This is a genomic window from Pseudomonas sp. P108, from assembly GCF_032613195.1.
GTDB lineage: Bacteria > Pseudomonadota > Gammaproteobacteria > Pseudomonadales > Pseudomonadaceae > Aquipseudomonas.
In genome coordinates, this window is sequence record NZ_CP126691.1 from 3,992,051 (window position 1) to 4,014,975 (window position 22,925).

General features: G+C 59.8%; 16 protein-coding genes. 9 read left to right on the forward strand and 7 right to left on the reverse strand.

Features of this window, described 5'->3' with window-relative positions; all coding sequences use genetic code 11:
• Nucleotides 1–13 precede the first annotated feature (13 nt).
• The 4 genes from QOM10_RS17395 to QOM10_RS17410 form a co-directional block, all read right to left on the reverse strand.
• On the reverse strand, nt 14–2,269 hold the full coding sequence (locus tag QOM10_RS17395; protein WP_127928569.1) for an Orn/Lys/Arg decarboxylase N-terminal domain-containing protein: 2,256 nt from the start codon (nt 2,267–2,269) through the stop codon (nt 14–16).
• A gap of 189 nt (nt 2,270–2,458) precedes the next feature.
• Nucleotides 2,459–3,217: a DNA polymerase III subunit epsilon gene (dnaQ, locus tag QOM10_RS17400; RefSeq protein ID WP_038366028.1), complete on the reverse strand. Its 759-nt coding sequence runs from the start codon at nt 3,215–3,217 to the stop codon at nt 2,459–2,461.
• 217 nt (nt 3,218–3,434) lie between these two features.
• Entirely contained in the window at nt 3,435–3,905 is a 471-nt protein-coding gene (rnhA, locus tag QOM10_RS17405) for a ribonuclease HI (RefSeq protein WP_007910572.1), read from the reverse strand.
• A gap of 90 nt (nt 3,906–3,995) precedes the next feature.
• Nucleotides 3,996–4,754 carry a class I SAM-dependent methyltransferase gene (locus tag QOM10_RS17410; RefSeq protein ID WP_007910573.1) on the reverse strand — a complete coding sequence of 253 codons (759 nt, stop codon included), beginning with the start codon at nt 4,752–4,754 and terminating at the stop codon, nt 3,996–3,998.
• A 66-nt stretch (nt 4,755–4,820) separates the two neighbouring features.
• Here QOM10_RS17410 and gloB point away from each other — a divergent pair, with 66 nt between their 5' ends.
• From gloB to QOM10_RS17455, 9 genes are all read left to right on the forward strand, one after another.
• Nucleotides 4,821–5,588 (forward strand): hydroxyacylglutathione hydrolase, encoded by a 768-nt coding sequence (gloB, locus tag QOM10_RS17415; protein WP_316916622.1) that lies wholly within the window; start codon nt 4,821–4,823, stop codon nt 5,586–5,588.
• 99 nt (nt 5,589–5,687) lie between these two features.
• Nucleotides 5,688–7,151, forward strand: coding sequence for a transglycosylase SLT domain-containing protein (locus QOM10_RS17420; RefSeq protein WP_102899186.1), 1,464 nt, complete (start codon nt 5,688–5,690; stop codon nt 7,149–7,151).
• Nucleotides 7,152–7,589: 438 nt separating this feature from the next.
• A complete protein-coding gene (locus tag QOM10_RS17425) occupies nt 7,590–9,422 on the forward strand; it encodes an extracellular solute-binding protein (RefSeq protein WP_316916623.1) in 1,833 nt (610 codons plus the stop codon).
• Nucleotides 9,419–11,260, forward strand: coding sequence for an extracellular solute-binding protein (locus QOM10_RS17430; protein ID WP_127928575.1), 1,842 nt, complete (start codon nt 9,419–9,421; stop codon nt 11,258–11,260). Before QOM10_RS17425 ends, QOM10_RS17430 begins: the two co-directional genes overlap by 4 nt.
• A 4-nt stretch (nt 11,261–11,264) precedes the next feature.
• Entirely contained in the window at nt 11,265–12,338 is a 1,074-nt protein-coding gene (locus QOM10_RS17435) for a microcin C ABC transporter permease YejB (protein ID WP_160040739.1), read from the forward strand.
• A gap of 1 nt (nt 12,339) precedes the next feature.
• Nucleotides 12,340–13,359, forward strand: coding sequence for an ABC transporter permease (locus QOM10_RS17440; protein ID WP_160040741.1), 1,020 nt, complete (start codon nt 12,340–12,342; stop codon nt 13,357–13,359).
• A 1-nt stretch (nt 13,360) separates the two neighbouring features.
• Nucleotides 13,361–14,971: an ABC transporter ATP-binding protein gene (locus tag QOM10_RS17445; RefSeq protein WP_160040743.1), complete on the forward strand. Its 1,611-nt coding sequence runs from the start codon at nt 13,361–13,363 to the stop codon at nt 14,969–14,971.
• A gap of 19 nt (nt 14,972–14,990) precedes the next feature.
• Nucleotides 14,991–15,785: an enoyl-ACP reductase FabI gene (gene fabI, locus QOM10_RS17450; RefSeq protein ID WP_007910591.1), complete on the forward strand. Its 795-nt coding sequence runs from the start codon at nt 14,991–14,993 to the stop codon at nt 15,783–15,785.
• A 151-nt stretch (nt 15,786–15,936) separates the two neighbouring features.
• Entirely contained in the window at nt 15,937–19,068 is a 3,132-nt protein-coding gene (locus tag QOM10_RS17455; RefSeq protein WP_316916624.1) for a hypothetical protein, read from the forward strand.
• 81 nt (nt 19,069–19,149) lie between these two features.
• Here QOM10_RS17455 and QOM10_RS17460 read toward each other — a convergent pair whose 3' ends face one another.
• The 3 genes from QOM10_RS17460 to QOM10_RS17470 form a co-directional block, all read right to left on the reverse strand.
• On the reverse strand, nt 19,150–20,115 hold the full coding sequence (locus QOM10_RS17460) for a sensor domain-containing diguanylate cyclase (RefSeq protein WP_150750892.1): 966 nt from the start codon (nt 20,113–20,115) through the stop codon (nt 19,150–19,152).
• 63 nt (nt 20,116–20,178) lie between these two features.
• Nucleotides 20,179–20,757, reverse strand: a complete 579-nt coding sequence (locus QOM10_RS17465; protein ID WP_127928585.1) for a hypothetical protein — start codon at nt 20,755–20,757, stop codon at nt 20,179–20,181.
• A gap of 1 nt (nt 20,758) precedes the next feature.
• Nucleotides 20,759–22,921: a xanthine dehydrogenase family protein molybdopterin-binding subunit gene (locus QOM10_RS17470; protein ID WP_316916625.1), complete on the reverse strand. Its 2,163-nt coding sequence runs from the start codon at nt 22,919–22,921 to the stop codon at nt 20,759–20,761.
• Nucleotides 22,922–22,925: the final 4 nt, after the last annotated feature.

Sequence of the window (22,925 nt, forward strand, 5' to 3'; positions counted from 1 at the left end):
CTGGGAAAAGTCCTCATTCCTTGACGCAATCGACGGTGTACTGCCGTCCATTGCCTTCATCTTCATGTTGAAGTCCATGCACATCAGCGACAAAACCGGGGAAGCTGCTATCGAACGTGCGGGCAAATTTCAGGTAATCGATGATCGAGCGGGTCGATTCGGTAAAGCGTTCGCCGGGCATGATCAGCGGAATCCCCGGCGGATACGGTACGAGCATGACCGCTGCAATCCGGCCTTCCAGCTCATCGATCGGCACCGCTTCGACTTCGCCACGCACCAGATGATCATAGGCGTGAGCCGGCTTCATGGCGATTTCCGGGAGCACGGTGTACATGCGTTTAAGGTGTTTGGCCGTGGCATTGCTGCGATAGCAGGCGTGCAACTGATCACACAAATCGCGCAGGCCCATGCCGCGATAACGCGCGGTGTCTTGCTGGGCCACGCACGGCAGGCAGGTATCGAGGCGTACGTTGGCATCGTAACTGCGTTTGAACTCCAGCAGCTCGGTGAGCAATGTGCTCCATTTGCCTTTGGTAATGCCCATGGAGAACAACACCAGAAATGAATACAGACCGGTTTTTTCAACAACCAGGCCACGTTCCCATAGAAACTTGCTGACCACCGCCGCCGGAATACCCTTCTCGCTCAGCGCACCGCCGGCATTCAGCCCCGGCATCACCAGCGTGACCTTGATCGGATCAAGCAAGACGTAATCGTCACTGACCTCGCCGAAACCATGCCAGTCGGCATCCGGTTGCAATAGCCAATCCTCGGTCTGTACGCGATCAATGCCTTCGACACCCGGCGGCTGCCAGATCGAAAACCACCAGTCATCGGCGGCAATGTGCTGGCGCAGATTGGCCAGCGCGCGACGGAAACTCAGCGCTTCATCAAAGGTTTCCTGCAACAGCGAACGCCCGGCCGGGCCCTCCATCATCGCCGAGGCAACATCGAGTGAGGCGATGATGCTGTACTGCGGCGAGGTCGAGATGTGCATCATGAACGCTTCGTTGAAACGGTCACGATCGAGTTGCCGCGCGCCGCCATCCTGCACATGAATCATTGAGGCCTGACTGAAGGCAGCGAGCAGTTTGTGCGTGGAATGGGTAGTGAACACCAGCGGACTGTCGTCACTGCGCGAGGTGGCCATGCCGTAACGCCCGGCGAAGAACTCGTGAAACGCCGCGTAGGCGTACCAAGCCTCATCGAAATGCAGCACTTCGACGCTATTGCCGAGGCTTTGTTTGATCAGCTCGGCGTTGTAGCAGAGGCCGTCGTAAGTCGAGTTGGTGACCACCGCGAGTTTGACTTTTGGTGCGCGGCCCTTGGTCAGCGGGCTGGCGTCGATCTTCGCTTGAATCGATTCGCGGCTGAATTCGCTCAGCGGGATCGGGCCGATAATTCCCAGTTCATTACGCTCCGGGCACAGGTACAACGGGATCGCGCCGGTCATGATGATCGCGTGCAACACCGACTTGTGGCAGTTGCGATCGACCAGCACCAGATCGTCACGGCCGACCATCGAGTGCCAGACAATCTTGTTAGCCGTTGAGGTGCCATTGATCACGAAAAAGGTGTGATCGGCGCCGAAATTGCGCGCCGCGCGCGCTTCGGCTTCGGCCAGTGGCCCGGTGTGATCGAGCAGCGAGCCAAGCTCCGGCACCGACACCGACAAATCCGAACGCAGGGTGTTTTCACCAAAGAACTGATGAAACGCCTGCCCCACCGGACTCTTGTGATAGGCCACCCCACCGCCATGACCGGGGGTGTGCCAGGAATAATTGGAATCGGCGGTGTGCTGCACCAGCGCCTTGAAAAACGGCGGCAGCAAACCATCCAGATACTTGCGCGCCGCCCGCGCGACTTGCCGGGCCAGGAACGGCACGGTGTCTTCGAACAGATAGAGAATGCCGCGCAGTTGATTGAGCTCGGCCATGGCATCGGCCGGAGCGTTTTCCAGAGTGACTTGCTCGCCGAGGGCGAAGATCGGCAGATCCGGTGCGCGCACCCGCGCCAGACCGATCAGTTCGGCCATGTTCTGCAACAGATGCGAGTTGGTGCTGGCGTCCTCGGCGGCAATCAGCATGCAGGCGAGGCCATGGTGGGTGGATGCCACCAACCGCCCTTCGGTGTAGTCGATAGCCGAAACGATATTGAACCCTTCCTGCTCCAACTCCCGGGCGATGCCACGGATACGGTCACCGGCGACCGTGTCGGCCTTGATGTCGCGATGGACGATCAACACCGGAAACTTCAAATCTTTGTACATGAGGCTCAGTGTCCCGAGGCGGCAGAATTGAATCGGCCAATGCACTCAGGGTAGAGGGTTGCAGCGAAAGTGGCGAGGGTGGCCACTTGGCTTCATGGCGCCAAAAACAAAAGATCGCAGCCTTCGGCAGCTCCTACAGGGGATTGCATTCCAATGTAGGAGCTGCCGCAGGCTGCGATCTTTTGATCTTCAGGCTTGGGCGTCGGCTTCGGCGATCTGCGTCCATAACGCCGGGCCACCGGCAGACTTGGCAATAATTTCCAGCCGCACCAGATGCGCCGCCAACTCATCTTCAGTCGCACGAATGATTCGCGCTGGCTGGCGATCCGCCGGCAAACGACGAATCTCGGTCGCCGAGTTGTCCGCGCCATCGCCCGTGCCATTACCGTCAGACGCATTGCCCGCCAGCGACAGACTGGTCTGGCCGCCGGTCATGGTCAGGTAGACGTCGGCGAGAATCTCCGAGTCAAGCAAGGCGCCGTGCAGTTCACGGCCCGAGTTGTCGACGCCATAACGTTTGCACAACGCATCGAGGCTGTTGCGCTGCCCCGGGTGACGTTCCCGGGCCATCATCAAGGTATCGAGGATCGAGCAGTGCTGGGTGATGTCAGCGCGATCGTGCTGGCCCATCAAAGCGAATTCGTTGTTGATGAAGCCAACGTCGAACGCCGCGTTGTGGATGATCAGCTGCGCGCCCTTGATGAATTCGAAGAACTCATCGGCCACTTCGGCAAACCGTGGTTTGCCAACCAGGAACTCGTTGGTAATACCGTGGACGCCGATGGCGCCTTCATCACTCTCGCGATCCGGTTGCAGGTAAACGTGAAAATGCCGGCCCGTCAGGCGTCGGCCGATCAGTTCGACACAGCCGATTTCAATGATCCGGTGACCATCGGTCACCGGCATGCCGGTGGTTTCGGTATCGAGTACAACGGATCTGGTGGCCATCAGTGTTCAGCTCTCAACGGGTCGATCTTGCAAAAAACGCGGATGTTAACACGCTCGGTGGGGTGTTTCAGGTGGACAGTGGCGCCTCATTCGCGAGCAGGCTCGCTCCCACATTGGAATGCATTCCAATTCAGGGAAGGGGCATCAGATCAGGAATGCATTTCCCTGTGGGAGCGAGCCTGCTCGCGAATGGCCGCACCACGGTTCAGAGGCGAAATCAGCTCTGCTTGTAACCGCGAACCTCATCCACCCCACGGTTCGCCAACTGGTCCGCCCGCTCGTTACCGTGATGGCCAATGTGCCCACGCACCCATTTCCAGGTGACCTTGTGGCGGTTGACCTGCTCGTCCAGCTCTTTCCACAGATCAGCGTTCTTCACCGGCTCTTTGGCCGCGGTTTTCCAGCCACGTTTTTTCCAGTTGGCCATCCACTCGTTGATGCCCTTCATCACGTATTGCGAGTCGGTCACCAGCAGCACTTCGCACGGGCGCTTCAAGGCTTCGAGGCCGCGGATCGCGCCGAGCAGTTCCATGCGGTTGTTGGTGGTGTTGGCTTCGCCGCCCCACAGTTCCTTTTCGACGCCCTTGCACACCAGCAAGGCGCCCCAGCCGCCCGGGCCGGGATTGCCTTTGCAGGCGCCGTCAGTGAACAGTTCTACAGTGTCGACGCTTTCAACGCTTTCGCTCATGCCACTCTATCCAGAAAAATGCCTGTCTTGCCGATCACGGATCGACAATGACCGAGGCCGGGACAAACCCGGCCACAAATAAAAGAAGGTTTACGGTTCGATGCGCCGGCGATTGACCTTGGCCATCGGCAGCGGAATCAGCTTGCCCATCGGCTCGCGGCGCTCCTGACGTAACGGTCGCAGCCCGACCACAATCTTGCGCGCGACCAACAAATAGAAGCCGCCGCCCGACAGTTGCCAGTCACCGGCCTTGCGTTCCCAGCCGGCCAGACGGGCCTGCCACTTGGGCGACGCGAGCGGCGGACGATAGCACCCGAAGCGGCGTTTCTCCAGCGCGAAGCCGAGCAGATTGAGCCAGTCAGCGACCCGTGACGGTGAGATGCAGCGCGCCTGACGCAATGCGTCGTGGGCGAAAACATGGCGCAAGCCCCAGGTGCTCCACGGGTTGATGCCGATGATCAGCAAATGCCCGCCGGGGCGCACGCTGCTCGCTGCTTCACGCAGCAAACCGTGGGGCGACAGGCAGAAATCCAGGCCGTGCTGCATCACCACCACGTCGGCGGCGTGCTCGCTCAGCGGCCAGGCCTGCTCTTCGCAGACAATCTCGACCCCCGGCAACGGCGCACCGAGGCGCACATTGCGCTGAACTTGCGGCGCCGCCGGCGGGGTTTCGGCCGATGGACCGTAATGCACCAGATAACCGCCAAAGAATCGGCCCAACTCGTCTTCGAGCATGCGCCGCTCTTCATCGAGCAGAAATTGCCCGAGCGGGCCGGACAGCCATTCACGGGCTGCACCGATCAGGGCCAGCCAGTCAGGATCAGCCTGTGCGAACGCTTTATCACTCATCGCATTCTCCAAAGCGCCAGGAACTACTAAGATGCGCCAATGTTTTCCGCTTGGCGAATTCCGACGATGATACAGATCAGTGCCCTGCCCGCGTTCACCGACAACTACATCTGGTTGTTACAGGATCACCGTACCCAGCGCTGCGCGGTGGTCGATCCCGGCGATGCCGCACCGGTACAGGCGTGGCTTGCAGCGCACCCAGGCTGGGTCTTGAGCGACATCCTGATCACCCACCATCACCATGATCACGTCGGCGGCGTCGAACGCCTGAAAGCCGCGAGCGGCGCGACCGTTTACGGCCCGGCCAGCGAAAACATCCCCGGGCGCGACGTGGCGCTCAAGGACAACGACAGCGTCAGCGTGCTCGGCTGGGATTTCGACGTCTATGCGGTGCCCGGTCACACTTTGGGACACATCGCCTATTACCACCACGGCTTGCTGTTCTGCGGCGACACCCTGTTCGCTGCCGGTTGCGGCCGCTTGTTCGAAGGCACACCGGAGCAAATGCACCACTCGCTCGGGCGACTCGCCGCGTTACCGGAAGATACGCTGGTCTACTGCACCCATGAATACACCCTGAGCAATCTGAAGTTTGCCGCCGCCGTCGAACCGAGCAACCCGGACATTGCCGCCCGTCTGGAAAAAGTCACCCAGCAACGGCAAAACGGCGTGATGACCCTGCCCTCGACCCTCGCTCTGGAAAAACTCACAAACCCGTTTTTGCGTACCACTGAAACATTAGTTACACAAAAAGTGGACGAACGGGCAGGCGCTCAAAACCGGGCGCCGAGTGAGGTATTTGCGGCTCTGCGGGCTTGGAAAGATAAGTTCTAAGTACCCCGCTGCCTGGTACAAAAATTCTGAATGGTTGACCGCAAGGGGTGCGCTTTCTAGAATCGCCCGACATTTTTGCCCGGAACTTACTTCCAGCCAATGTCGTCATCCATACGTAAGTCCGTCAATTCAGACGCATTGACCCGCCTGGCGCAAGCCATCGCGGTGGCTGTGTCCGCCACGCTGGCGGGCTGTTCCAGCCATGCTCCGCAGACTGAAGCGACCCATACGCCGAACATTGCTGCGCGAGCCAAGCAGAAGCCGATCTGGCTGACCGAAAAGCCCAGCCCACAGGTTCCCCAGGACATCTGGGAACGCATGCGCCAGGGCTTTCAGCTGCAGGAAGGTCTCGGCGTCAACCCGCGCATCGAGCAACAGCGCCTGTGGTTCGCCAGTAATCCCTCTTTCCTCGAGAATGCCGGCGAACGCGGCAGTCTCTATATTCACTACATCGTCGAACGCCTCGAAGAACGCAACATGCCGCTGGAACTGGCCCTGCTGCCAGTGATTGAAAGCGCCTACAACCCGATGGCCTATTCGCGCGCCGATGCGGTGGGTCTGTGGCAGTTCATTCCGTCCACCGGGCGTTACTTCAACCTGCGTCAGACCCGCTTCTATGATGGCCGTCGCGATATCACTGCCTCGACCACCGCAGCGATGGACTACCTGACCCGCCTGCACGACATGTTCAACGGCGACTGGCTGCTGGCCCTGGCGGCGTACAACGCCGGCGAAGGTACGGTCAGCCGCGCGATCGAACGCAACGAAAAGCTTGGCCTGCCAACCGACTACTGGAACCTGCCGCTGCCGGCGGAAACCCAGGCGTACGTGCCGAAGCTGCTGGCGCTGTCGCAAGTGGTACTGGCGCCGGAAGCCTACGGGGTCAACCTCAACCCGATCGCCAACGAACCGTACTTCCAGGTCGTCGAAATCAACCAGCGCATGGATCTGTCCAAGGTCGCCGCGGTTGCCAATATCGACGAAGACGAACTGTTCCAGCTCAACCCGGCCTTCAAGCAACGCACCACCATCGATGGCCCTCAGCATTTGCTGGTGCCAACGTCGAAGGCGCAACTGCTGACCGCCAGCCTGCAGACCATGCGGCCTGACGAGCTGATCAGCCCGCGTTCGCTGAAGCCGGTGTTCGAGGGTGCCGATCCTTCCGAGGTGGCAAAACTCAAGCGTGCTTACCGCGTGAAGCGTGGCGACAACCTCGGCTCCATCGCCAAGGCCAACAAGGTCGAAGTCAAGGATCTGCAACGCTGGAACAAGCTGACCGGCAAGAACCTCAAGGTCGGCCAGACCCTGGTGATGCAAGACACCAGCAAACGTGCGCCGGCTCGCAAGTCTGGGCGCGTCAATACAGTGATTGCGGCCAACAGCAAGAGCAAAGGCAAGGACGACAGCGCGCAGCAGACCCAGTACAAGGTCAAGCGCGGCGACACGCTGTACGTGGTGGCCAAGCGCTTCAACGTTGAGATGCAGCATCTCAAGCGCTGGAATCCGGGTGCGGGTAAAGCGTTGAAGCCGGGGCAGATGCTCACGGTTTACCAGCCGCACTGATGAAGAGCCCCTGAGTTTTCAGGGGCTTTTTTTTGCATCACGTTTTTGTGTTGTGTATTAGATCCATCCCCCTCACCCCAGCCCTCTCCCCCCAAGGGGGCGAGGGGGAAAGGGAGCCGATCGGGGGCTTTTCAGATTCTGAGTCCGGCTCGGTATCGCACGTCGGTGCAATTCGCCCAAACACCACGATCAGTCCCCTCTCCCTCCGGGAGAGGGTTAGGGTGAGGGGCTTTTCAAAACGTGAGTTCGACTCGACAGCTCAGGTCGGCGTAGCTCGAAGAAACAACTCGGTCAGTCCCCTCTCCCTCTGGGAGAGGGTTAGGGTGAGGGGCTCTTCGCGCAAACGATTAACCGCGCATTAACTCCCATCTTTTTCCAGTCCAGACAAGCTGTTACTGTACGGCCCACTAAGCCCAAGCCGCCTGGATCGGATCTGACTTGAAGCGTCCCCTCCTCCTGCTCCTGATCAGCCTGGCCTTGAGCTCAACCGCAAGCGCGACGATTACCGAAAGTCACGGTTATGCGCAGTTCGGCACGCTCAAGTACCCGGCCAGATTTACCCACTTCGACTGGGTCAACCCGCAAGCGCCCAAGGGCGGTACGTTGCGGGTGATGGCGTTCGGCACCTTCGATACGGTCAACCCGTACACCTTCAAGGGCACCAGCCCGGTCACTACAGCGAATTTCCTCCAATACGGCATCAATGAGCTGAACGAGCCGTTGATGGTCGGCACCGGTCAATATTCGCCATCCGGTGACGAGCCCGCCTCGAGTTACGGCTTGATCGCGCAATCGGTGGAGTACAGCGAAGATCGCAGCTGGGTGGTGTTCAATCTGCGCCCGGAAGCGCGTTTTCACGACGGCACGCCGATCACCGCCTACGACGTAGCGTTCTCCTATCGAACGCTGCTCAAGGACGGCCATCCGCTGTACCGCACTGCCCTACAAGAAGTACTGCGGGTCGACATTCTCAACAAACAGCGCATTCGCTTCGTGCTCAAGCGCTCGGGCAATCCGCTGCTGATCCTGCGCCTCGGTGAATTGCCGGTGCTGCCGCAGCACTACTGGAAAGACCGCGACTTCAAGGCCACCACCTTCGAACCGCCACTGGGCAGCGGCCCCTATCGCATCACATCGGTGACGCCGGGTCGGCAGTTGATCTTCGAGCGGGTCAAGGATTACTGGGGCAAGGACTTGCCGGTCAATCGCGGCAAGTACAACTTCGATCGCATGGAAGTCGAGTTCTACCGCGACAGCGATGTGGCCTTCGAAGCGTTCAAGGCCGGCGAGTTCGACATCTACATCGAGCATCAGGCGAAGAACTGGGCCAACGGCTACAACTTCCCCGCCGTACGCCGTGGCGACGTGATCAAGGCGCAGATCCCGCATCAGATCCCGACCCAAAGTCAGGGTCTGTTCATGAACGCCCGCCGCGCCACCTTCGCCGATGTGAAAACCCGCGAAGCGCTGGGCCTGATGTTCGACTTCGAGTGGACCAACCGCGCACTGTTCAGCGATGCCTACAAGCGCACTACCAGTTACTACCCCAACAGTGAATTCACAACCTCCGGCCTGCCGGTCGGGGGGGAATGGCTGATGCTCAAGCCGTACAAGGATCAACTGCCGGCCAAGCTGTTCACCGAGCCGTTCACGTTGCCGCAAACAGACGGTCGCGGCATTCCCCGGGAAACCATGCGCAAGGCATTGGCGTTGCTCGCCGAAGCTGGCTGGAAGCTCAACGGTCAGCGCCTGCAAAATGCTGACGGCCAACCGCTGCGCTTCGAGCTGTTGCTGGTCAATCCGAACCTGGAGCGCCTGTACCAGCCGTACATCGAGAACCTCAACAGCATCGGCATCGACGCGCGCCTGCGCACCGTGGATCGGGCGCAGTACAAACAGCGCCTCGATCAATTTGATTTCGACATGATCTCGATGACGCTCAACCAGACCTTAAGCCCAGGCCTTGAGCAGTGGCAGTACTTCCACTCCAGTCAGGTGAACGTCAAGGGCAGCAAGAATTACGCGGGGATCGCCAATCCGGTGGTCGATCACCTGCTTGAACAATTGCTCGCCGCGCGCACCCGCGACGAACAGGTCGCCGCCGGCAAGGCGCTCGACCGCGTGCTGCTCTGGCAGCACTACAGCATTCCCAACTGGTACCTCAATTATCACCGTCTGGCCTACCGCAACCGGTTGGCCTTCGTCACCACGCCGCCCTACACCTTGGGCCTGAGCGCATGGTGGCTGAAGTCTTCGGAGAAAGATCAATGAAACCGATCCGCGCCCTGCTCGTCCAGGCCAGCGGCTTGCTGTTCGCCGGGCTGGCCTTGGCCGCCCCGCAACACGCCGTGACCTTGTACAACGAGCCACCGAAATACCCGGCCGATTTCAAGCATTTCGACTACGTGAATCCCGACGCGCCCAAGGGCGGCGTGTTCCGTCAGGCCGGCTTCGGCGGCTTCGACAGCCTCAACCCGTTTATCAGCAAGGGTGTGCCGGCCGATGACCTCGGGCAGATCTACGACACCCTGACCAAGCACAGCCTTGACGAGCCGTTCACCGAATACGGCCTGATCGCCGGCAAAATCGAAAAAGCCCCGGACAACAGCTGGGTGCGCTTCTATCTGCGCCCCGAAGCACGTTTCCATGACGGCCACCCGGTGCGCGCGGACGACGTGGTGTTCAGCTTCAACACGCTGACCAAGGAAGGCTCGCCGATGTTTCGCGGTTACTACAACGATGTCGCCGAAGTCGTCGCTGAAGATCCGCTCAAGGTGCTGTTCAAGTTCAAGCACAGCAACAACCGCGAGTTGCCGCTGATCCTCGGCCAGTTGCCGGTGCTGCCGAAACACTGGTGGGCCGATCGCGATTTCAACAAGGGTAACCTGGAGATTCCGCTGGGCAGCGGCCCGTACAAGGTCGCCGAAGTGAAGGCCGGACGTTCGGTGCGTTACGAGCGGGTCAAGGATTACTGGGGCAAGGACCTGCCGGTCAATCGCGGTTTCTACAATTTCGACACGATGACCACCGATTACTACCGCGACAACACCGTCGCCCTTGAAGCCTTGAAGGCCGGCCAGTTCGATTACTGGCTGGAGATGGCCGCAAAAAACTGGGCCAACGCCTACAACATTCCGGCCGTCACTGAAGGCCGCCTGATCAAGGAACAGATCGCCAACAGCAACCCGACCGGCATGCAGGGTTTCGTCTTCAACCTGCGCCGCCCGGTGTTTCAGGATGTGCGCGTGCGTCAGGCGCTGGGCTTGTTGTTCGACTTCGAATGGACCAACAAACAACTGTTCAACGGTGCCTACTTCCGTACCCGCAGCTATTTCGAGAACTCGGAAATGGCCGCCACCGGCCTGCCCGACGCCGATCAACGAGCGATCCTTGAGCCGTTCCGCAGCAAGCTGCCGGCGCAGGTGTTCAGTGAAGCGTTCGACAATCCCAAGACCGACGCCAGCGGCATGATCCGCGCCCAGCAGCGCGAGGCCTACCAACTGTTGCAAGAGGCCGGCTGGAAGATTGTCGACGACAAAATGGTCGACGCCACGGGCAAACCTGTTGTGATCGAATTTCTCTTGGCGCAGACCGAGTTCGAGCGCGTATTGCTGCCGTTCAAGCGCAACCTCAGCGACCTCGGCATCGATCTGGTGATCCGCCGCGTCGACGTTTCGCAGTACATCAACCGCGTGCGCTCGCGGGACTTCGACATGATGGTCGGCAGTTTTCCGCAGTCCAACTCGCCAGGTAACGAGCAGCGCGAATACTGGATGAGCGCCGCTGCCGATAAATCGAGCAGCCGCAATACTTTGGGTTTGAAAGACCCGATCGTCGATCAACTGGTCGAGAACCTGATCAACGCTGACTCGCGCAAAAGCCTGGTGGCCCACGCCCGCGCACTCGATCGTGTGCTGCAATGGGGGTATTACGTAGTGCCCAACTGGCACATCAAGACCTGGCGCGTGGCTTACTGGAATCACATCGGCCACCCGAAGGTCTCACCGAAATACGACATCGGCATCAGTACCTGGTGGGTCAAGCCGAACGCGAAACCTGCGATAGAAGTCGAAACCAAACTGCAAACCGACCCTGCGGGCACGGAGTAATCAGATGCTGGCGTATATTTTTCGGCGACTGCTGCTGATCATCCCGACCCTGTTCGGCATTCTGCTGATCAACTTCGTGATCATCCAGGCCGCGCCCGGTGGCCCGGTGGAACAGATGATTGCCAAGCTCGAAGGCTTCGAAGGCGCTACCAGCCGGATTGCCGGCGGCGGTGCCGAGGTGTCGGTGGCCGGCTCGTCCTATCGCGGCGCGCAGGGGCTGGATCCGGCGCTGATCAAGGAAATCGAACACATGTACGGGTTCGACAAGTCGGCCCCGGAACGTTTGTGGATCATGGTCAAGAACTACGCGCAGCTGGATTTCGGCGACAGTTTCTTCCGCGACGCCAAGGTCATCGACCTGATCAAGGAAAAGATGCCAGTGTCGATCTCGCTGGGGCTGTGGAGCACGCTGATCATGTACCTGGTGTCGATCCCGCTGGGGATCGCCAAGGCCACGCGGCACGGCAGCCACTTCGATGTGTGGACCAGTTCGGCGATCATCGTCGGCTATGCGATCCCGGCGTTCCTCTTTGCGATCCTGCTGATCGTGGTGTTTGCCGGCGGCAGTTATCTCGACTGGTTCCCGCTAAGGGGCCTGACCTCGAACAACTTCGATGAACTGAGCATGGGCGGCAAGATCCTCGACTATTTCTGGCACCTGGCGCTGCCAGTGACGGCGCTGGTGATCGGCAACTTCGCGACCATGACCCTGCTGACCAAAAACAGCTTCCTCGACGAGATCAACAAGCAATACGTGGTCACCGCCAAAGCCAAAGGCCTGACCCGTCATCGCGTGCTCTACGGCCACGTGTTCCGCAACGCCATGCTGCTGGTGATTGCCGGGTTCCCGTCGGCGTTTATCGGCATTTTCTTCACAGGCTCTCTGCTGGTGGAAGTGATTTTCTCCCTCGACGGTTTGGGCCTGATGAGTTTCGAAGCGGCGATCAACCGCGACTACCCGGTGGTGTTCGGCACGCTGTTCATCTTCACCCTGCTGGGGCTGGTGGTGAAACTGATCGGCGACATCACCTACACCCTGGTCGATCCGCGCATCGACTTCGAAAGCCGGGAGCATTGAGATGAACCTGTCCCCTCTCAACCGCCGCCGCTTCGAACTGTTCAAGGCCAACAAGCGCGGCTGGTGGTCGCTGTGGCTGTTTCTGATCCTGTTCGGCCTGAGCCTCGGCGCCGAGCTGATCGCCAACGACAAGCCGTTGGTGGTGCATTACGACAACAGTTGGTACTTCCCGGCGATCAAGCGCTACCCGGAAACTGCGTTCGGCGGCGAATTCCCGCTGGAAGCCAACTACAAGAGCCCGTACATCCGCGAACTGCTCAAGGCCAAGGATGCCTGGGTGCTGTGGGCGCCGATTCCCTATAACTACCAAAGCATCAATTACGACCTGAAAGTCCCGGCGCCGGCGCCACCCTCGGCGGACAACCTGCTCGGCACCGACGATCAGGGTCGCGATGTGCTGGCGCGGGTGATTTACGGCTTCCGGATTTCGGTGCTGTTCGCGCTGACGCTGACCGTGTTGAGTTCGATCATTGGCGTGATTGCCGGCGCGTTGCAGGGTTTCTATGGCGGCTGGGTCGATCTGGCCGGGCAGCGTTTTCTGGAGATCTGGTCGGGGCTGCCAGTGCTGTACCTGCTGATCATTCTCGCCAGTTTCGTCCAGCCGAATTTCTGGTGGCTGCTGGGGATCATGCTGCTGTTCTCGTGGATGAGTCTGGTCGACGTGGTGCGCGCCGAGTTCCTCCGTGGTCGCAACCTCGAATACGTGCGTGCGGCGCGGGCACTGGGTATGCAGAACGGCGCGATCATGTTCCGCCACATCCTGCCCAACGCGATGGTTTCGACCATGACGTTTATGCCGTTCATCCTGACCGGCGCCATCGGCACCCTCACCGCGTTGGACTTCCTCGGTTTCGGTTTGCCGGCCGGCAGTCCGTCGCTGGGTGAACTGGTCGCCCAGGGCAAATCCAACCTGCAAGCGCCGTGGCTGGGCATGAGCGCGTTTGCCGTGCTGGCGCTGATGTTGAGTTTGCTGGTGTTTATCGGCGAGTCCGCTCGCGATGCCTTCGACCCGAGGAAGTGAAATGAATCAGGACAATCTGATCGAAGTGCGCGACCTCGCCGTCGAATTCGGTTTCGGCGAGCGCGTACACCGGGTCGTCGAAGGCGTGAGTTTCGACATCAAGCGCGGCGAAACCCTCGCGCTGGTGGGCGAATCCGGCTCGGGCAAATCGGTGACCGCGCACTCGATCCTGCGCCTGCTGCCCTACCCGATGGCCCGTCATCCGGCCGGCAGCATCAACTATGCCGGGCAAAACCTGCTGGGGCTGAGCGAAAAAACCATCCGGCACATTCGCGGCAACCGCATCGCGATGATCTTTCAGGAGCCGATGACCTCGCTGAATCCTCTGCACTCGATCGAGAAGCAGATCAACGAAGTCCTCGGCATCCACAAGGGCCTGACCGGCAAAGTCGCGACCAAGCGAACGCTGGAGCTGCTGGAGATGGTCGGCATCCCCGAGCCGCACAAGCGCCTCAAGGCCCTGCCCCACGAACTCTCTGGCGGTCAGCGCCAACGGGTGATGATCGCCATGGCCCTGGCCAACGAGCCTGAACTGCTGATTGCCGACGAACCGACCACCGCTCTGGACGTGACCGTTCAGCTGAAAATTCTCGATTTGCTCAAGGAATTGCAGGCCAGATTGGGCATGTCGCTGTTACTGATCAGTCACGATTTGAACCTCGTGCGAAGAATTGCGCATCGTGTATGTGTCATGCAGCGCGGTTGCATCGTCGAACAGGCATCGTGCGCAGAGCTGTTCCGTTCGCCGCAGCATCCGTACACTCGGGAATTGCTCGGCGCGGAGCCCAGCGGAGGCCCGGCGAGCAATAAAATCGGTGCGCCGTTGCTCGAAGTCGAGGACTTGAAAGTCTGGTTCCCGATCAAGAAAGGCCTGCTCAAACGCACGGTGGATCACGTCAAGGCAGTGGACGGCATCAATTTCAGCCTGCCTCAGGGTCAGACTCTGGGGATTGTGGGGGAAAGCGGTTCCGGCAAATCCACGCTGGGTCTGGCGATTTTGCGGCTGATCGGCAGCAAAGGCGCGATCCGCTTTGAAGGCAAGCAGCTAGACTGCCTGACGCAGAACGAGGTTCGCCCGTTGCGTCGGGAGATGCAGGTGGTGTTTCAGGACCCGTTTGGCAGCCTGAGCCCGCGCATGTGCGTCAGCGATATCGTTGGCGAAGGCCTGCGGATTCACAAGATGGGCATCGCCGAGGAGCAAGAGGCGGCGATTATTGCGGCATTGAAGGAGGTAGGTCTGGATCCGGAAACCCGGCACCGCTACCCCCACGAATTTTCCGGTGGGCAACGGCAACGAATCGCCATTGCCCGGGCTTTGGTGCTGAAACCGGCGCTGATCCTGCTGGACGAGCCGACGTCGGCGCTCGACCGGACGGTGCAGCGGCAAGTGGTGGAGCTGTTGCGTTCACTGCAAGCCAAGTACAACCTGACGTATTTGTTTATCAGCCATGACCTGGCTGTCGTCAAAGCGCTGAGCCACCAGTTGATGGTGGTCAAGCATGGCCAAGTGGTCGAACAGGGAGACGCGCAAAGTATTTTTGCCGCCCCCCAACATCCGTATACACAGCAGTTGCTGGAAGCCGCTTTTTTGGCACCAGCCACTGCGCAATAACCTGAAAGAGGAGCAACACATGGGTTTTCTCGCCGGTAAGCGCGTACTGATCGTCGGTGTCGCCAGCAAGCTGTCCATCGCATCCGGCATCGCTGCCGCCATGCATCGCGAGGGCGCTGAGCTTGCCTTCACTTATCAGAACGACAAACTGAAAGGTCGTGTTGAAGAATTCGCCCAAGGCTGGGGTTCGAGCCCTGAGCTGTGCTTCCCGTGCGACGTGGCCAGCGATGAAGAAATCGCCAAGGTCTTCGAAGCACTGAGCAAGAAGTGGGACGGCCTGGACTGCATCGTCCACTCCGTTGGTTTCGCCCCGGGCGACCAACTGGACGGCGACTTCACCGAAGCCACCACCCGTGACGGTTTCCGCATCGCTCACGACATCAGCGCCTACAGCTTCGTGGCCCTGGCCAAAGCCGGCCGCGAAATGATGAAAGGCCGCAACGGCAGCCTGCTGACCCTGTCGTACCTGGGCGCCGAGCGCACCATGCCGAACTACAACGTCATGGGCATGGCCAAGGCTTCGCTGGAAGCTGGCGTGCGTTACCTGGCCGGCTCCCTGGGCCCGGACGGCACCCGCGTCAACTGCGTATCGGCTGGCCCGATCCGCACCCTGGCAGCCTCGGGTATCAAGAACTTCCGCAAGATGCTGGCCGCCAACGAAGCGCAAACCCCGCTGCGTCGCAACGTCACCATCGACGAAGTCGGCAACGCCGGCGCCTTCCTGTGCTCCGACCTGGCGTCGGGCATCAGCGGCGAAATCATGTACGTCGACGGCGGCTTCAACACCACCGCCATGGGCAACATCGAAGAGTGATCTTCGCTTAGCCAATAAAAAACCCGCCGATCTGGCGGGTTTTTTTATGCCTGAGATAAACCGCCCCTGCACTACATATGTACCGCCCGGTCTGCTGTCCCTCGCTCGATAATCGGCGCTTGATGCCTGTCAGCCGCCAAGGAGAGCACAGATGAGCGACACACCACCCACCCTGCCCCCGCAACAGACCCTGATTCAAAACCTTATTGCCGAGCTGACCGCAGCCCCCGTGGTTACGCCCGGCGCCCCTTCGCGTACGCTTGAAATCCCTCGCGCATGCCTGTTGCGCGAATGGATGGAGCTTTACTGGGCAGCCCTTGAGCGTCCCGAGTTTCTGGACTGGGCCAGCCGCTTCCACATCGATCTCGATACCTTGCGTCTCAAGGGCGACACCCTGCAAGCGCAGATTCCGTCAAACGGCACCACGAGCCTGCGCACATTCACGCTGGAAGATGACTCCGGCTGGTGGCAGATGGCGCCGATGTTATTGTCCATCGCCCAGCACATCGACCCCGGCAGACTCGGCTTGCCTTACATTGGTGGTAAATCCGCCAATCCGCTGTATCGGTTTCCCCGTGAAGTGGTACTGGCGTTTTACGGGTATCCGGAGCCGCAAAACACGCTTCAGGCCAAAATGATCGTCGCCGAACTGAAGGCTGTCGGACTTGCTGGAATCGATCAACACGGCAACACCACCTCTGCGGTGGTCAAGGAACGTACCGCGCAGTTGCAGGACATTAAAGTCATCGCCGAAACCATCGATGAAGTGGTGCGCACCAGCGATCCGTTCGAGCAACGCAGCCTCGCCAACACTCCCATGTCACTCAAATCGGCGTCCGTCCTGGCCACGCGCGGCGGCCCGCGTCTCAAGCTCGGTCAGCTTCTGGCGAGCTATGGATGGCCTCAACCGGAAAATGTCGAGGAGGCTCGGGCGCTTGCGCAACGCTTGCGACAGCACAACTGGCCGCCGCTGCCCTACGTCAGCGAATATGTACAGACGGGAATCCGGATCAAGCACTATCAGGATGAATTCGCCGATATCGAAGACTGTCGGCATATCGTCCGGCGTCTGGAAGACCTGAGCTGGAACAAGACCCCCACGGCGAAAATTGATCTGGAAGAACTCAGTGAACCGATTACGGTTTCGGCGCTGGGTGAACGTATCGCAATAGGCCAGCGTGAATTGCTCAAGCTGCGGTCCGAACCGGCGTTCCAGGCTATTTTGCAGCAACACAAATTGCCTGCGGACAGTCAACTGCTGCTGACCAGTACCGGTCACGTCGGTACGTCCAGCGAGCACGGCTGGGTAACGCTGACACCGCAAGTGGAAAAACACGCCGGCCTGAAATCCTATCGTGATCGACTCAGGACCCAGGCACGTGAAGCCGGTGGTGCTTTGCGCGTCAGCGGCCAGGTCAGCCTTGCGCAAATGCTGGGTTTCTACCAGATATCACTGCCCAAAACGGTGCAGCAAGCACTGCTCATCGCCAAATGGGAGAGGACAAACCTGCACATGCGCCCCGGGCACATGAATCACTGGTATTTATTAGGTCAGCCCGGCAAGCAGACCGAGCGTTTCACTGCCGAGCAACGGCGAATCATCGTTGAGACCACCCGTGCGTTCTTGCCCAAGGACTCGGCGCCATTGATCGATTATCTGAGCGAAGGCGTCGATACCGATCTGCCTCTCGCCACCCTCAAGGCCAAAGCCGATTATCTGATCAGCCGGATTCTGATCACAGCGCGAGCCCAGGCATTGGGCAATGAATTACTCGACAAACTTGCCGCGCCTGCTCACACCAAGGCACTTCTGGCCACCAATCGCGAGCGCCTGCTCATCGCGGCGCTGATTCTCAGCCTCGACACGACGGCGGGTGAGCATCTGGACCGCATCATCGGCCAGCCCTTGAATGACAATTTCTTCTGGGGCGAGAGTTACGAGGAGGTGCGACGCTTTATCGATCACCAATTCGGTCTGACGTTGGTAAAAAACAAGACACTGGCCACCCATCTTTTGTTGTCCGGCCTCGCCCCGGAATTTTTGATCCGTGATATTCCCGCAAACATCAATTACATGAGTTGCGTGCGCTGGGTCAGGTTGAAACAGATCGTGCTTTATATCGAAAACCGTTTTCCGGGCGTGGCACGCCTGATGACGTACAAACAATTGTCCGCGCTGACCAAAGGGCCGGTTCCGGCTGACTTCTACACGTTCCTGCGCAGTGATGCCTGCGCCTCGGCTGTGCTGGACTGGGCAGTGGTCAGAGGCTTGATCCAGCGCGAATCCGAAAGCTCGACGACCCTCTATGACGCCGTCTCGCTGAAGCGCGCCGATATTGCCTTTCGCAACCACAATCGACAGATGAGCCAGTTTTACCGCCGGGCTTTTATCGCGACATTCCCGACGCCCGCCACGGTCGCCCTGAATGATCTGCGCAAGGTCTTCGTCGATAATGCGCATCTGGAGGACAAGGCCCTGTTCCTTCCAGCAGCGAAAAATGACTGTTACTCGCTGATCGAAATGCATCTGGCCGCCAGGCTATCCACTGATATGCAGGCCTGGCAATCGAACCATGCGCAAGTCTCGTTGACATCAATGAGCGCGTCATTTGCCAGGCTTCGTCACGTGCCGACGCTCTTTCATGCGGCACTTGCTGCTCGCCTCAAGCAAATGAAAAACGCCCATATCACCCTGATCAAGGAAGCCTTCTGCCGTTTGCCGCTGGCGCAACGGCTCGACATCGAAGACAACACCGTGGAATTGCTCGCCCTGCAGCCACTGCCCTCCTCAGCAAAAAACCTTGCGGGACAAATAAAACCCGCTGGCGACACCGCACCGTTCGCCATCATTGCTCTGTTACGCGGAACGACGCACAGGGTGTTCGAAATTTTCACCCGACGGTCAGAGGTTGTCCTTAGGCGCGATATCGATATCGCCCTGCTGACACCGTCTGCTATGAACGCGAAGGCGAAATCGCTGCCTTTCGATGCCCAGGCCTATAGCAACGGAACCTTGCCCAACGCCAACGCCACGTGCAACGCACTCATCACCCGCCTCGAGGTTCACGGTGCACCCTTGCCGCAGCAGACGCGCAGCGATGTTCCCGATACTTTCTCCTCGAAAAAGGTCGACGCCATCGCCAGCACCGCGGTCCGGCATCTGTTCGATGCCTACGAAAGCCAGGCACTGCAACACGCCCTGATCGCACCGGCGCTCAAGGATACCGATGACAGTCAGGACCAATGGCTGAAGTTTTATGCAACCCTGACTCCGCCCAAATAATGCCGTGTCGTGCATCGGCGTCATCGAACAGGTGATGCCTGGATTCACCGCCAATCCTACAGGGGATCTGCGGTGCATTCGCTAGCAGCGCTTCAGGGCCTGCTTGTGCGCATACATCGCGCCATCGGCATCCGCCAACAGCCGATCCACGGTCTCATGGCGTTTGGCGTCGTATTCAATCTGGCCGACGCTGAAGCGAATCGCATAACCCCGGTGCAACGTGGCGTTGCGCTCTTCGAGAATGTCCTTGAGCCGCGCCATGATCGTCGTGGTTTCGACATGGCTGGAACCTGTGAGCAGCGCGACAAACTCATCCCCGCCCAAGCGCCCGACCACATCACTCTCGCGAAAGGCAATGCGCAGCACATCGGCAAAGGTCTTCAGCGCACTGTCGCCCTCGGCATGGCCATACAGATCGTTGATCTGCTTGAAATCATTCAGATCAAAAAACAGCAAGGTTGCCGGGCGTTCCAGCCGCGCGCAGGCGTCCAATGCATGCTGCGCCAACTGCTTGAAACCACGGCGATTGGACAACAACGTCAATTCATCCATGCTCGCGATCTGCACAGCGGCCAACTCTTGCTCGGCCATTTCCGCCAGATCACGCAACAGCGCGCGTTCTTCCTCGTCGAGGTCGCGGGGCTTGGTGTCGATCAGGCACAGCGTGCCCATTTTATTGCCGTTGGGCACGGTCAACGGGTAGCCGGCATAGAAGCGGATATTCGGCGCACCGGTGACCAGCGGGTTGTCATGGAAACGCACGTCCTCCCTGGCGTCGGGCACCAGCAGCAGGTCGTTCTGAAGTATCGCGTGGCCGCAGAACGAAACATCCCTCGGCGTTTCAGTGGCATCCAGGCCCACACAGGACTTGAACCATTGCCGATCCTTGTCGACCAGTGTCACCAGTGCAATCGGCACGTTGAACAGGCGCTTGGCCAGTCGCGTCAGTCGGTCGAACCGCTCCTCCGGCGCCGAGTCAAGCAGGTCAAGGCCGTGCAGCACTTGAAGACGTGCAGCCTCATTGGCGGGTTTTCCTGGAACCAGCATTCGCACACTCCGTTGGCATCAATGCTCTTCAGCGTAGCGTTAAATCCGCGTGGGTTCCTCTCATCAGATCCCCGCCACCGGACACGGCCCGCCGGCATCGGCCCACAGCTTGAATTGCGCGACAAAAATATCGTGCGGCACCGGCACCGGCGCGCGCCCTGCTCCGGGGTTCCAGCCCCACAGCACCAGTTTGTCTTCGCTGACGTGTTTGATCAGCGCGGCAAAGTCGCGATCACCATTGCTCGAGCGATCCTTGATCATCGCGCAGAGCTTGTCCGGTGGCAGGCCGATCCAGGCCATTTTGTGTGCCGCCGGTGGCAGGCTCCAATGCGGCGCACCCGGTGGTGCATGCGGGCCGTAACTGGCCGGCGGATTGTTTTCCGCGTGACAGGTCGCACACGGCAAACCGGCGGCACCCTTGCCGTCCATGCCGCGCACCACGCTCATGGCGTGGGGAATGCCGGCGTCGAACTGCAACGGCGAATCACCGGGAATGTGGCAATTCTGGCAACGCGGACTTTGAAAGACTTTCTGCACCGTGCCGAACGCCTTCAGCGCTTCCTGATCATCGGCGAACAGGTCCGAGGCATAACCGCCCAGCCCCAGTAAAACCACCGTGCCCAACACTAGATGTCGTTTCATCTCACACCCCCGACAGTTGCAGCGGCAACTCGCGCAGGCGCTGCCCGGTCAGGGCAAACACCGCATTGGCCACGGCTGGTGCGGTCGGCGGCACACCGGCCTCGCCGATGCCGCCGGGTTTGTCGCTGCTGGGCACGATGTGCACTTCCACCACCGGCATCTCGTTGAGCCGCAACACCTGATAATCGTGATAGTTAGACTGCACGACCGCGCCGTCCTTGAGCGTCAGTTTGCTGTGCAGCGCCATGCCCAGACCGAAAGTGATGCACGACTCCATCTGCGCAGCGATGCTCTGCGGATTCACCGCGATCCCGCAATCCACCGCACAGACCACGCGATGCACGCGAATCGCCAGATTGTCCTGCGACACTTCGGCGACCTGCGCCACGTAACTGCCGAACGATTCGTGTACTGCCACGCCCAGCGCATGGCCATCCGGCAATGGGGCTTTCCAGTTGGCCTTTTCCACCGCCAGATTGAGCACACCTAAATGCCGAGGATGATCCTTGAGCAAGGTTCGTCGGTACTCGACCGGATCCTTGCCTGCCGCTGTGGCCATTTCATCTATCAGCGATTCCATGACGAAACCGGTATGGCTATGGCCCACCGAGCGCAGCCACAACACATTGATGCCGGTTTGCGGCGAATGCAGATCGACTTGGTGATTGGCCAAGCCTTTGACGTAAGGACTGTCGGAAACGCCTTCGACCGACGTTGCATCAACGCCGTTCTTGACCATGGTTTTTTCCAGCATCGTGCCGGCCATGATCGACTGCCCGACCAATACATGCTGCCAGCTCGAAGGCAAACCATCGGCACCTAGCCCGATCCGCGCCTGATGCAGGAACATCGAACGGTAGTAACCGCCGCGAATATCGTCCTCGCGCGACCACACGGTTTTCACTGGCATCGCGGCGGCTTTCGCCACCTGCACGGCTTCGGCGACGAAGTCTGACGTTGGGTTGGCGCGACGGCCAAAACCGCCGCCGAGGAATTCGGTGTGGATTTCCACCTGCTCCGGTTTCAGTCCGGTGATTTTGCCGGCGACCATTTGATCGAGCGTCTGAAACTGCGTACCGGTCCAGATCTCGCATTTCTCGGCGCTGATCTTTACCGTGCAATTGAGCGGCTCCATCGGCGCGTGAGCCAGATAGGGCACGCTGTATTCGACGTCGATCTTCTTCGCCGCTTTACCGAAACTGCCCTTGGCATCCCCGGCCTGACTCGCCGAGGTGCCTTGCGTGCCGGCCAGTTTGCGGAAACTCGTCAGCAATTTTTCGCTGCTCAGATCGGCATGCGGGCCCAGATCCCAATCGATCTTCAGCGCATCGCGACCCAGTTTCGCCGCCCAGTAATGATCAGCGATCACCGCAACGCCCGTCGGCACTTGCAGCACTTTGTGCACGCCCGGCACCGCCAGCGCTTCAGCGCCTTCGAAAGATTTCACGCTGGCGCCGAATACCGGAGCGCGCGCGACCATAGCCGTCATCAAGCCCTCAAACTGCACGTCCATGCCGAACTTGGCGCGGCCGGTGATTTTCTCCGGCGTGTCGAGGCGTTTGGTCGGTTTGCCAATGACTTTCCAGTCTTTGGCCTCCTTGAAGGTGATCGACTTCGGATCCGGCACCGGCAGTTGCCCGGCAGCATCCGCCAGCTCGCCGTACGTCGCGCGTTTGTCGCCGGCGATCACCACGCCCGATTCGGTGCGAATCGTCGATGGCGCCACTTCAAAGCGTTTCGCCGCCGCCTCGACCAGCATCTGCCGCGCGGTCGCGCCTGCCAGCCGATAACGGTCGAACTCCATCCACGTCGACGTCGAGCCGCCGGTAATCTGCATGCCGCCAAACCCCGGCATGCCGTAATCCGCCGCTGACGCCGGTGAGTGCTCGACGCGGATCTTCGACCAATCGGCATCCAGCTCCTCGGCAATCAACATGGTCAGGCCGGTCCAGATGCCCTGGCCCATCTCTGAATGCCCGAGCAACACGGTGACGCTGTTGTCTGCGGCAATGCGCAAAAACGCATTGGGCGCGAACACCTTGCCTTCATTTTCGGCTGCATAGGCAAACTTGTGGCCGCCGGGGACGACAAACGCCACCACCAGCCCGCCACCCAACACGGCACTGCCTTTGAGAAAACCCCGACGCGATACAGGACTGTTCATCACC

Bases quoted from the DNA above. Each gene is read 5' to 3' on its own strand.
- fabI (WP_007910591.1), top strand. From the start codon at position 14,991: ATGGGTTTTCTCGCCGGTAAGCGCGTACTGATCGTCGGTGTCGCCAGC.
- QOM10_RS17395 (WP_127928569.1), bottom strand. From the start codon at position 2,269: ATGTACAAAGATTTGAAGTTTCCGGTGTTGATCGTCCATCGCGACATC.
- QOM10_RS17410 (WP_007910573.1), bottom strand. From the start codon at position 4,754: ATGAGTGATAAAGCGTTCGCACAGGCTGATCCTGACTGGCTGGCCCTG.
- dnaQ (WP_038366028.1), bottom strand. From the start codon at position 3,217: ATGGCCACCAGATCCGTTGTACTCGATACCGAAACCACCGGCATGCCG.
- QOM10_RS17440 (WP_160040741.1), top strand. From the start codon at position 12,340: ATGAACCTGTCCCCTCTCAACCGCCGCCGCTTCGAACTGTTCAAGGCC.
- rnhA (WP_007910572.1), bottom strand. From the start codon at position 3,905: ATGAGCGAAAGCGTTGAAAGCGTCGACACTGTAGAACTGTTCACTGAC.
- QOM10_RS17465 (WP_127928585.1), bottom strand. From the start codon at position 20,757: ATGAAACGACATCTAGTGTTGGGCACGGTGGTTTTACTGGGGCTGGGC.
- QOM10_RS17420 (WP_102899186.1), top strand. From the start codon at position 5,688: ATGTCGTCATCCATACGTAAGTCCGTCAATTCAGACGCATTGACCCGC.
- QOM10_RS17445 (WP_160040743.1), top strand. From the start codon at position 13,361: ATGAATCAGGACAATCTGATCGAAGTGCGCGACCTCGCCGTCGAATTC.
- gloB (WP_316916622.1), top strand. From the start codon at position 4,821: ATGATACAGATCAGTGCCCTGCCCGCGTTCACCGACAACTACATCTGG.
- QOM10_RS17455 (WP_316916624.1), top strand. From the start codon at position 15,937: ATGAGCGACACACCACCCACCCTGCCCCCGCAACAGACCCTGATTCAA.
- QOM10_RS17435 (WP_160040739.1), top strand. From the start codon at position 11,265: ATGCTGGCGTATATTTTTCGGCGACTGCTGCTGATCATCCCGACCCTG.
- QOM10_RS17460 (WP_150750892.1), bottom strand. From the start codon at position 20,115: ATGCTGGTTCCAGGAAAACCCGCCAATGAGGCTGCACGTCTTCAAGTG.
- QOM10_RS17430 (WP_127928575.1), top strand. From the start codon at position 9,419: ATGAAACCGATCCGCGCCCTGCTCGTCCAGGCCAGCGGCTTGCTGTTC.
- QOM10_RS17470 (WP_316916625.1), bottom strand. From the start codon at position 22,921: ATGAACAGTCCTGTATCGCGTCGGGGTTTTCTCAAAGGCAGTGCCGTG.